Origin of the sequence: Idiomarina sp. UBA4206 (genome assembly GCF_002383015.1) — a bacterium.
Taxonomy (GTDB): domain Bacteria; phylum Pseudomonadota; class Gammaproteobacteria; order Enterobacterales; family Alteromonadaceae; genus Idiomarina; species Idiomarina abyssalis.
Map to the genome: position 1 here is coordinate 66,076 of NZ_DFTS01000067.1, position 9,875 is coordinate 75,950.

General features: G+C 44.6%; 8 protein-coding genes. 5 read left to right on the plus strand and 3 right to left on the minus strand.

Features of this window, described 5'->3' with window-relative positions:
* Both B3180_RS13665 and B3180_RS13670 read right to left on the minus strand, forming a co-directional pair.
* A partial coding sequence (locus tag B3180_RS13665) for an AAA family ATPase (RefSeq protein ID WP_286845060.1) occupies positions 1–833 on the minus strand: 833 nt, incomplete at its 3' end.
* A 398-nt stretch (positions 834–1,231) separates the two neighbouring features.
* Positions 1,232–2,143, minus strand: a complete 912-nt coding sequence (locus tag B3180_RS13670; RefSeq protein ID WP_054487747.1) for a LysR substrate-binding domain-containing protein — start codon at positions 2,141–2,143, stop codon at positions 1,232–1,234.
* Between the two features lie 113 nt (positions 2,144–2,256).
* On the opposite strand from B3180_RS13670, the gene B3180_RS13675 reads away from it, so the two are divergent.
* On the plus strand, positions 2,257–2,817 hold the full coding sequence (locus B3180_RS13675; protein ID WP_199494807.1) for an FMN-dependent NADH-azoreductase: 561 nt from the start codon (positions 2,257–2,259) through the stop codon (positions 2,815–2,817).
* A 16-nt stretch (positions 2,818–2,833) separates the two neighbouring features.
* On the opposite strand, the gene B3180_RS13680 is transcribed toward B3180_RS13675, so the two are convergent.
* A complete protein-coding gene (locus tag B3180_RS13680; RefSeq protein ID WP_054487742.1) occupies positions 2,834–3,025 on the minus strand; it encodes a CPXCG motif-containing cysteine-rich protein in 192 nt (63 codons plus the stop codon).
* 103 nt (positions 3,026–3,128) lie between these two features.
* Here B3180_RS13680 and B3180_RS13685 point away from each other — a divergent pair, with 103 nt between their 5' ends.
* The 4 genes from B3180_RS13685 to B3180_RS13700 all read left to right on the plus strand — a co-directional run.
* A complete protein-coding gene (locus tag B3180_RS13685; protein WP_278358688.1) occupies positions 3,129–4,193 on the plus strand; it encodes an efflux RND transporter periplasmic adaptor subunit in 1,065 nt (354 codons plus the stop codon).
* Entirely contained in the window at positions 4,186–7,311 is a 3,126-nt protein-coding gene (locus tag B3180_RS13690) for an efflux RND transporter permease subunit (protein WP_273023071.1), read from the plus strand. The genes B3180_RS13685 and B3180_RS13690 overlap by 8 nt, the downstream gene beginning before the upstream one ends.
* A gap of 100 nt (positions 7,312–7,411) precedes the next feature.
* The gene (locus tag B3180_RS13695) at positions 7,412–9,052 is read left to right on the plus strand and encodes a methyl-accepting chemotaxis protein (protein WP_286845061.1); all 1,641 of its coding nucleotides are present in this window, start codon (positions 7,412–7,414) and stop codon (positions 9,050–9,052) included.
* Positions 9,053–9,189: 137 nt separating this feature from the next.
* Positions 9,190–9,875 (plus strand): cbb3-type cytochrome c oxidase subunit I (locus B3180_RS13700; RefSeq protein ID WP_286845063.1); only part of this gene is annotated, 686 nt, incomplete at its 3' end.

The window sequence follows — 9,875 nt, forward strand, 5'->3', positions numbered from 1 at the left end:
TGCGCGTACTCGTTGCGAGAGCCGAGTAAAACAATTTTTATGCTCACAGGGACTGACTCAGGCCGATAGAAAAAAGCAGCACCTGAATCAGGAGACTGTCTTGGCCATTCAAATTCACCGCCTTCTATAACGTCCTTTAAACGTTTCCAGAGCTTGATATTTTCCAGCAATTGCGCAACTTCAATGGCCAATACACCGCCATTTGCTTTGTGCAGTAAGCCCGCTTCAATAAGGTGAAGCTCTGAGCTAACTGTGCCTTCAATGGATTGAACCCCAATATGTCCGAACAAACGCTCTTCGGTTACGCGGTCGCAATAATAATAAGGGGCAGGGTGTTCATGTCCTACAAGAACAGAAGCCAGACTTTCACCCTGAATTTCCTCGGCTTTTTTATCTCTAATCTGCTGCATATAATCACGCAACTTATGGGTATCAAACTGCTCAATTATCGCTTTGTAGGCCTCGTCGCGCTGGTCTAGTGGACGTTGCAGAAACCCCCAGATAGCTTTGATAGCGGCATCAGCGCTACCTGAGGGTAAATTCACGCATAATGGCCTTAGTGGATCTGTTGGGTTTGCCAGGTAAATCCAGTCATACCACTGCGTAAATTCCCAATGGTTGTCGTTAAAATATGAGTCGAGAAGATCGCGCTTCAAAAGCCCTGTAGGAAACAACGCATAGATATTTGAATAAGTGCCTTGTTGGCGCAAGGCGTTGTTCAATGCATTAACAGCTCGTCTTTGTCCAACTAATGCATCTTCTTTAAGTTCGGCCGGCAGCTCATTCAGCCATTCATTTGTTTGTGGCTGCAATGCGAAATTATCTAATTTCATTGAATTGTTCTTCCTTAACTAGCAATAAAGACATGATAACAGAAATGGCTAATTGAGAGCGTTTTGCTGTGGTAATAAAAAACGGAGAAGAACAATGCAGCCTGCAAGTCGACAACAGGCTTTAGACAGATTAAGAGCTAAATGTACAACTTAGGCGGTAACGTTGTCGTTTTGTCATCTTGTCACGACGCCAGAAACAACCAATGCCAGAGTTCAATTTCTTGTATTGGTGGTGCGTACTTTATTCCTTGGCAACGCCAACCGGGGAACCACCGAAGAACCTTCTAAAGAAATAGCGGAATTTGAAGGTATCTGCTTCAAATACATAATTGCGTATAATGTATATTATGTTAAATAATAACTATATCAGTATAACAGCACTACGAAGTGCTTACTTTTTAAAACTGCTGCTGAGCTAGATCTGGAAGCTTTTCGGCAAGAAAGTCGATAAAAACACGTACAGCGGGAAGAATTCCCCGTCGGTGTGAGTACGTCATATGCATAATTCCGATTGGCAAATGCCAGTCGGTTAATACCGGAACTAAGTCGCCATTATTGACCGCTTCGTTACAGAGGTAATTAGGTAAAGCGGCAATCCCTAATTGTTTGATTGCGGCTTCTCTTAACACAATCATGTCGTCGGTAATAAGCCGTGGTTTTATTCTGATATTCTTTTGCTGGCCCGAACTGTGAATCAGTTCATAGCCATAGCGGCCGTTTGTGTAGTGCATACTGAGATGCTCGAATTTTAGTAAATCTTCGGGTTTCAGAATGGCTTTGTCCTGAATTAAGCCGGGCGCAATGTAAAGTGTCTGAGGTGCCTGGCTAATTGGTCTGGCAATCAGGCTGGAGTCTTCTATGGTGGGTCTAACCCTCAAGGCAACATCAATGCCCTCTTCAACCAGATTCACTGGACGGTTAGTAACCACGAGCTGGATTTCGACCTCCGGGTACAAACTCATGAATTCTGGTAACACCTGAACTAACAAACTCTGACTGATTGCATAAGGCGCGCTAACTTCAACTTTTCCTCGCGGCTTATCCAGTAGACGCTGAGTGACTTGTTGAGCTGACTCCGCAGCACTGACAAGGCGTTCACAATGCACCAGAAACTCACGGCCAACATCAGTTAGTTTAAGGCCGCTTCGACTTCTGTGAAAAAGTCTTGTGCCCTGTTCCTCCTCCAATTGAGTCATTTTCCGGCTTATGGTTGATTTTGGCAGACTTAAATCCCTTGAGGCAGCGCTAATACTGCCGGAGGCGATAACTTGGGCAAATAGATAGTAATTTGTGACATCGGGAAAAGACATAAAAACCTCAAGGTTCCGTTAATGGAACGTAAGTTCTCATTTTAGCTTCTTATTAAAGTATTTGGAACGAATTATACTGTGCCTATCTTAAAAAAGAGAATAATGAGGTTTGTATGAAAGTCTTACATTTAGATTCGGGTATCTTTATTGATCAGTCAGTTAGTCGCCAATTAACTCGCGACATTCTCTCTCAGCTTAAAAATAACCAAGAAACAACGGTTGTGTACCGCGACTTGGTTGCCAACCCGGTTGATCACCTTACGGCTGAAGAGCTTTTAGCCGAAGATAAACCTTTGATTAATGAGTTGGTACAAGAACTTTTTGATGCAGATACCATTATTATTGGTGCGCCCATGTACAACTTTACTATCCCTACGCAGTTGAAAGCCTGGATTGATCGGGTGCTGCAGGCCGGAGTAACTTTCAAATATACGGAACAAGGTCCACAGGGCTTAGTTAAGGACAAGAAAGTTTATATCGCTTCAGGCCGTGGGGGCATTTATTCTGAGGGTGATATGCAGGCATTGGATCATCAGGAAAGTTACTTAAAGCAGGCACTTTCTTTTATCGGAATTACTGACGTTACTGTAGTTCGTGCAGAAGGAATGAATATGGGCGATGAACCCCGTCAACAAGGGTTCGAGCAAGCCTCTAAAGAAATCGCTGCTATATAACTTCATAAAGCCCACCCTATTCGTCATCGCGGTGCGCTTTTATTTGTATCTCATCGCCTAATTGTATTACTTCTATTTCTATTGGCTGACAGCAGACCTGGCAATCGACAATCTGCTGTTGCCCAATATCATTTAACCAGTCCACTTCAATATCGTTAATTGTCATGCAATAAGGACACTCAAATGTTTTTGGATCGGTAAGACTCATAGCAGGCACCTTAAATTAAAGCTCTGGTCTACAATAGTAATCGAATCTTTGAACTTTTGCGTAGCTTATAAAATATTCAATTTAAATAACCGGCTGAGTGCGAATGATGACATCGTGGTTAAAACAATCCTTAATAGTAACGTCGTTATTGGTCGCTAGTACAACGCAGGCTCAAACACCCGTTGAGTATATCGAGGCGAATAAAAAACCGATAGTAAACACAGTTAAAGTACCAACCACCCTTTCAGCCATGAATAACTCGCAGCTTGGTTTTGCGGTTGAAGGGAAACTATTAGAGCTTCAAAAGGATACCGGCGACTCGGTCAGTAAGGGAGATGTTTTGGCCACGTTAGATGTGCGTCAGATAAACTCCCGGATAGAGTCTTTGCAAGCGCAGGTACAAAGTGCTCAGGCGACTCTGGAAGATGAAAAACAACAACTGAATGAATTAGACACACTTGCTGAAACGGACTTTGTACCAGCAAGTGACTTACGACGTTCGCGTACCAGGGTTCAGGTGGCAGAGTCACAACTGGCTGAAAGCAGAGCTTTGTTAAAAGAAACCGAAGTAAACCAAGAATATCATGAACTTAAAGCGCCTTATGATGGTGTTATCACAAACCGAAGCGCTGACCTTGGTGAATGGCTGGGTGTTGATCAGAATGTTTTTCAGTTAGTTGCCGACAAAGACCGCTACGCCGATGTTTTTCTGTCGCAGTCTTATTACCCTTCTATTGACTCTGACACATTGGTGAAACTCAGTCACAAAGAAACTTCTATTAGCGCTAGTATTAAAAGAGTTGTGCCCTATGTGGACGGAAATGATCGCTCTTTTCGGGTTCGCATTACGGGCGACTATCCGGACAATTGGATTGCAGGCATACCTTTAACTGCAACCTTTGAAATTGATACAAAACGCAGACAAACCGCCGTGCCGCAAGACGCTATAGTGCGTTACAGTGATGGCCGTACATCGGTTTGGGTCGCAAAAAAAGAGAATGATAATTGGCAGGCAATTGAAAGACCGGTGGAACTTGGCCTGAGGTTTAACGGCTATGTGGAAATAGAAAACGGCCTGGATAATGGTGAGCGCGTGATAGTCCGGGGGAATGAGGCCCTGACCGATGGGCAGGCTTTGGAGCTGACGGAGTCTGCGGATTATGATTGAAGCGGTTATTAAGCATAAGCACGTAACTATAGTCTCTATCTTGATCCTTTGCCTGCTGGGCATTACTGCGGCACTCCGTATTCCCGTACAAATGATACCGGATTTAGAAGTTCGAACCATTTCTGTTCAGACACAATGGCCCGGTGCTACGCCTCAGGACATAGAGAAAGAAATACTCATCGAGCAGGAAGAGTTTCTTCGTACGGTACCTAACTTACAGCGCATGGAAAGCAGTGCAAGTAATGGCGAAGCGAGTATAGAACTGGACTTTCCTTTTGGTGTTGATGTTACTGAAACATTAATCCTGGTTAACAATGCGTTAAGTCAGGTGCCGGATTACCCAGCGAATGTCGACGAACCTCGAATTTTTTCCGCGTCTTTTTCAAGTAATGCTTTCATGTACTTTCGCGTCGCTCCTATTGAGGATAATCCGAAGAATATCGATATGGTTATGATGCGAGATTACATTGAGGATAATGTACGACCGCGAATGTCATCGGTTGCCGGAGTATCTCAGGTAAACGTTAGCGGCGGTGCTCAGCGACAAGTTCGTATTCTGATGGACAAAGACGCCCTCATTCAATACAACGTGTCGGTTAATGAGGTTCGCTCTGCAATTAGCAGTCGTAACCGCGACACCTCGGCAGGTGAACTGGAGCAAGGTAAACGCCGTTTTTTGCTACGAACCGTTGGTCGGTTCGAGTCACTTGAAGAAATTGAAAACACAATTATCCGTAGGACCGGTGACAGCCTGGTTAGACTTAAAGACGTGGCTGACATCGATTTTAATCACTTTGAGCTTAACAGCGAGTCCTGGTTCAAAGGCCAGCAGGTACTTAGCTTGCAGGTTCAACGTGAACTTGGTTCTAATGTCATTGATATCAAGTATGCCATGATGGACGAAGTCGAACGCATCAATGAAGAGTTACTTCGCCCTGCCGGAATGGAAATTACATTAAACTCGGACGATGTTCGCTATGTGGAAAGTTCCGTCCAAAATGTGCTCTTTAACCTATTACTGGGCGCCCTATTTGCAACTTTAGTCATGTACGGATTGATGCGCTCCGGGCGCGCAACGCTTATTGCCGTGATTGGCATCCCCATTTGTACTCTGGCCGGCTTTTTAGGGCTGCTGTTACTCGACAGAACCATTAATGTTATTTCTTTAGCCGGTATTGCCTTTGCCATTGGCATGACACTGGATAACACGATTGTTGTGCTGGAAAGTATCGAGCTGGAGCGACGTAAAGGGTTAAATCCTAAAGAAGCGGCTATTGAGGGAGTAAAACGAGTCTGGACTGCGGTACTCACGTCAACACTCACGACCGTGATGGTTTTTCTTCCTATACTCTTTATCGTTCAGGAAGCCGGGCAGCTCTATTCGGATATTGCTATTGCCATTTCTGCATCGATTATTGCCTCAATGTTTGTCGCTGTAACTTTAGTACCTTTGTTAGCGGCCTACTTCCCTGCTGAAGCCAAAACAAAAGTCACCGACAAATTAACTAACCGTATTGATTCTGCGAGTCAAAAGTTACTGGCTTCAAAGAACTCCAAGTTAACCACTGTGGGCGTTACTTTTGTTGCGGTCGTAGGTATTTGGTGGTTTCTAACGCCGCCAGCGGAATATCTGCCAGAGGGTGAAGAAGCAAAAACCTTCGCCACAATGAGTGCACCGCCGGGCTACAACTTAAAAACCATGTCATCTATTGGTGACGAAATTAGAGCTATTTTTGATCCGGCTTTAATGACGGAAGAGGCAGAAGTAACACGCTCAGGCGTTACCATTCCTGCGCTTCAGACAATGAGCCTTAGTGTGGCACCCTCAAACATTCGTATTATTGCTGAGACTCGTGATAAAAACAGAATTGACGAATTAATGGGTGTGATAACAGAGGTTTACGAACGTTATCCGGGTATGCGGGCTTTTGCCGCTAAAGGATCAATTATTAGCAGTAATGACGGCGGCACCCGCAGCATTAATGTGGATGTTGGTGGTCGGGAGCTTAATGAAGTTTATGCTGCGGCGCGTGCAATATATAACCGGTCACAGGAGGTTTTTGATAACCCAAGAATACAGTCAACTCCTAATTCACTTACGCTGGCACAACCCCTATTAGAAATACGACCCGACTGGGAGCGTATGAGTGAGTTAGGTCTAGATGCAGACAGTTTTGGTTATGCGGTTTCTGCGCTGACAGGCGGTGCCTTTGTCGGTGAGTATTTCCAGGGCGACGATAAAATTGATATGTATCTTTATAGCGAAAAAGGTACCGAAGTAACCCCGGAAATGCTGGATGACTTACCCGTTCTTAACGTAAATGGCCGCCCGGTATCACTAAACGCCATTAGCGAAGTGCGCCAAATAGTTGATACCAGTACGGTTCGCCGGGTAGACAGTAGACGTACCGTAACCTTGAATATTATACCTCCAGAATCGGTGGCTCTTGAGTCCGGTGTTGAAATGGTGCGAACCCAAGTGCTGCAGCACTTAAGAGAGCAAGGCGTTATAGCAGCAGACATCTCCACTCAGTTATCGGGAGCTGCCGATCAACTGGCAGAAACGCAGGCAGCATTAAGCGAAAACTACGTTATCTCAATAGCTATTATTTATCTGCTGATGGTGGCTATTTTTGCTCACTGGGGTTACCCCCTGCTTATTATGGCGACTATTCCCATGGGGATCAGTGCAGGTATTGCCGGCTTGGCTCTGATGAATGGTGTTGGTCAGCTATTGCCAGTCTTTGGGTTACAACCGCTAAATCAACCGTTCGATATGATCACTATGCTGGGCTTTCTTATTCTTATGGGAACGGTAATCAACAACCCTATTTTGGTTGTGGAGCGTGCAATCTACCTACGTGATAAAGAAAACTACCCTATCAAGAGAGCCGTTCAGGAAGGTCTATTGTCGCGGGTCAGACCTATTACTATTACCACTTTAACAACACTGTGTGGTATTGCTCCCCTGGTCTTTATTCCAGGCGCTGGTACAGAGCTTTACCGCGGGGTTGGGGCTATTGTGATGTTTGGTCTCATAGGTGCTGCGCTTGTTACTATTTTCACTTTGCCTGCACTATCTGCGCTGGTACTAAAAAAACGAGGGGTGAATTCTTAGACAAAATATTGATCTTTGCTCTATTTTTTTACTGTAAATATTTTGTAAACTGCCGATAGCTTATTAAGTAAGCTTTCCGTCGGTTGACTAAGGATCATCAATGAAGATCATACAGCAGTTAAGTATTACGCAGAGACTGGTTTCACTACTGGGAATTGCCGCTTTAGGTACTGCACTAATGGTCGCGTTTATGATGTTCATTTTGAATAACCTGTTGGTTGAGGAAGAAAAACGTAAACTCAACGCCGTACTTGACGCAGCTCATACCATAGTCAGCCATTATCACCAGCAATATCAGGATGGTAACCTCAGCGAATCTGAAGCCAGAACGGAAGCTTATGCTCGCCTTGATAACATTCGCTACGAAGGCGTGGAGTACATATTTACGCTAAGTCGTGACGGTGTTTTAGTACAACACCCTTTCTCTAAACAATTAGTCGGCAAAGATGTAACCAGCTACGAAGATCCGGAAGGCACTCGACTGTTTCAGGAAATGGTCCAGAAAGCACGTTCAGCTGACCGCGCTACCGTGGAATACATATGGCAAAAAGGCAGTGATGCCAACAACCTGGTTCCTAAAATTAGCAGAATAAGAGTATTTGAACCCTGGAACCTTATTATGGGGACAGGTCAGTACACCGATAATATTACCAGCATGTTGTGGCAGGAATTTTTCAAATTAGCTGGTTTAGCTGCATTCCTGTCAATTCCCCTTCTTTTAGTGCTTGTGTTGATCATACGCAGTATTACTCGTCCTTTGAAAACGATTAATAACGCCATGTTTGATATTGCTGAAGGTGAAGGTGATTTAACCCGGCGGCTCGATGACTCTGGCTCTGATGAACTCGCTAAATTAGCGACCTCTTTCAATACTTTTGTACACAAAATACAGCAACTCGTACAAAGCGTTCAGGAAAGTGCTAAACATGAAAGCGAGGCTGCTAGTCAACTCACTGACTTATCGGCTACGAGCAGTCGACAGAGTGATGAATTAAGTTCTCAAACAAGTTCTATCGCTACAGCAATCACTGAATTATCTTCATCGGCTTCGGAAGTTGCCGACCATGCCCGTCAGGCCGCCGATTCAGCGAATACTGCCGATGAAGAAGCTGGTCGTTCAGCAATTATTGTTCGTGAATCGGTCAATAATATTGAGGCACTAACCTCTGAATTGGGTAAAGCCGGTGAGAAGGCCCGGTTATTACAGGACGGTTCAGATAAGATTGGTAATATACTCGGTGTTATTGTTGCAATTGCTGAACAAACGAACTTACTTGCATTAAATGCAGCTATTGAGGCCGCCCGGGCCGGTGATGCAGGACGTGGGTTTGCTGTAGTTGCTGATGAAGTCAGGACTTTAGCAACCCGAACCCAACATTCAACCGATGAAATCTCCTCTATTGTGGAAAGCATTCAGGGAGCAATTAAAGAGGTCAGTCAAATTATCAATGATGTGGAGCACCGCTCAGCATCGACCAACGAAGAGGCGTTGAAAGCCGAACGAGCAATCAGCCAAATTCAGGAAGCGGTCGCCAATATTTCCAGTATGAACATACAAATTGCATCAGCCACCGATGAACAAAGTCGGGTCACTAAAGATTTGAATGAAAACATCACGGGCATTTCTGACCTTTCCCATGCTAACCAGGACGCAAATACGCGGGTATCTGAAGTAAGCCGGGATCTCAGTAAAAACAGCATTGATCTGAGTCAACTTGTGAGCCGGTTTAAAACAAAATAACCTTAAAAAGACTAGGGACAATAGTAATCTGCCCTGTACCTTTTGAGTCACAAGACGTAAAATGCACGTACTTTTACATGGATCGTGTCTGGTAAAAGTCACCTTTTTCCTGATCTTAATCACTGCGGATTTAAAAGATGAGTCAAACAATTCCACAACAACCGATCGAATATAATATGAAGGTCGTTCGGCAGTTTACTGTCATGACCATTATTTGGGGTATCGTCGGTATGGCGTTGGGCGTATTGATAGCTGCTCAGCTAGTCTGGCCAGAGCTAAACTTCAATACACCTTGGTTAACCTACTCCCGTCTTCGCCCACTACACACTAACGCGGTTATTTTTGCGTTTGGTACCAGTGCACTTTTTGCTACCTCTTATTACGTGGTTCAAAAGACCTGTAAAGTGAGCTTGTTCTCAGATAAGTTGGCAGCTTTTACCTTCTGGGGTTGGCAGGCCGTCATCGTTGCAGCGGTTATTACTCTGCCTTTGGGCCTATCTAGCAGCAAAGAGTATGCAGAACTGGAATGGCCAATCGATATCCTGATTGCTGTCGTTTGGGTTGCTTATCTCATTGTTTTCTTTGGGACATTGGCTATTCGTAAGACATCGCACATTTATGTGGCGAACTGGTTCTACGGTGGCTTTATTGTTGTTATCGCCATGCTGCATATTGTGAACAGCTTCGCGATACCAGTGTCGTTTACTAAGTCATATTCAATCTACTCAGGTGCTGTAGATGCCATGGTTCAATGGTGGTACGGACATAACGCTGTAGGTTTCCTTTTGACAGCCGGCTTCCTGGGCATGATGTATTACTTCGT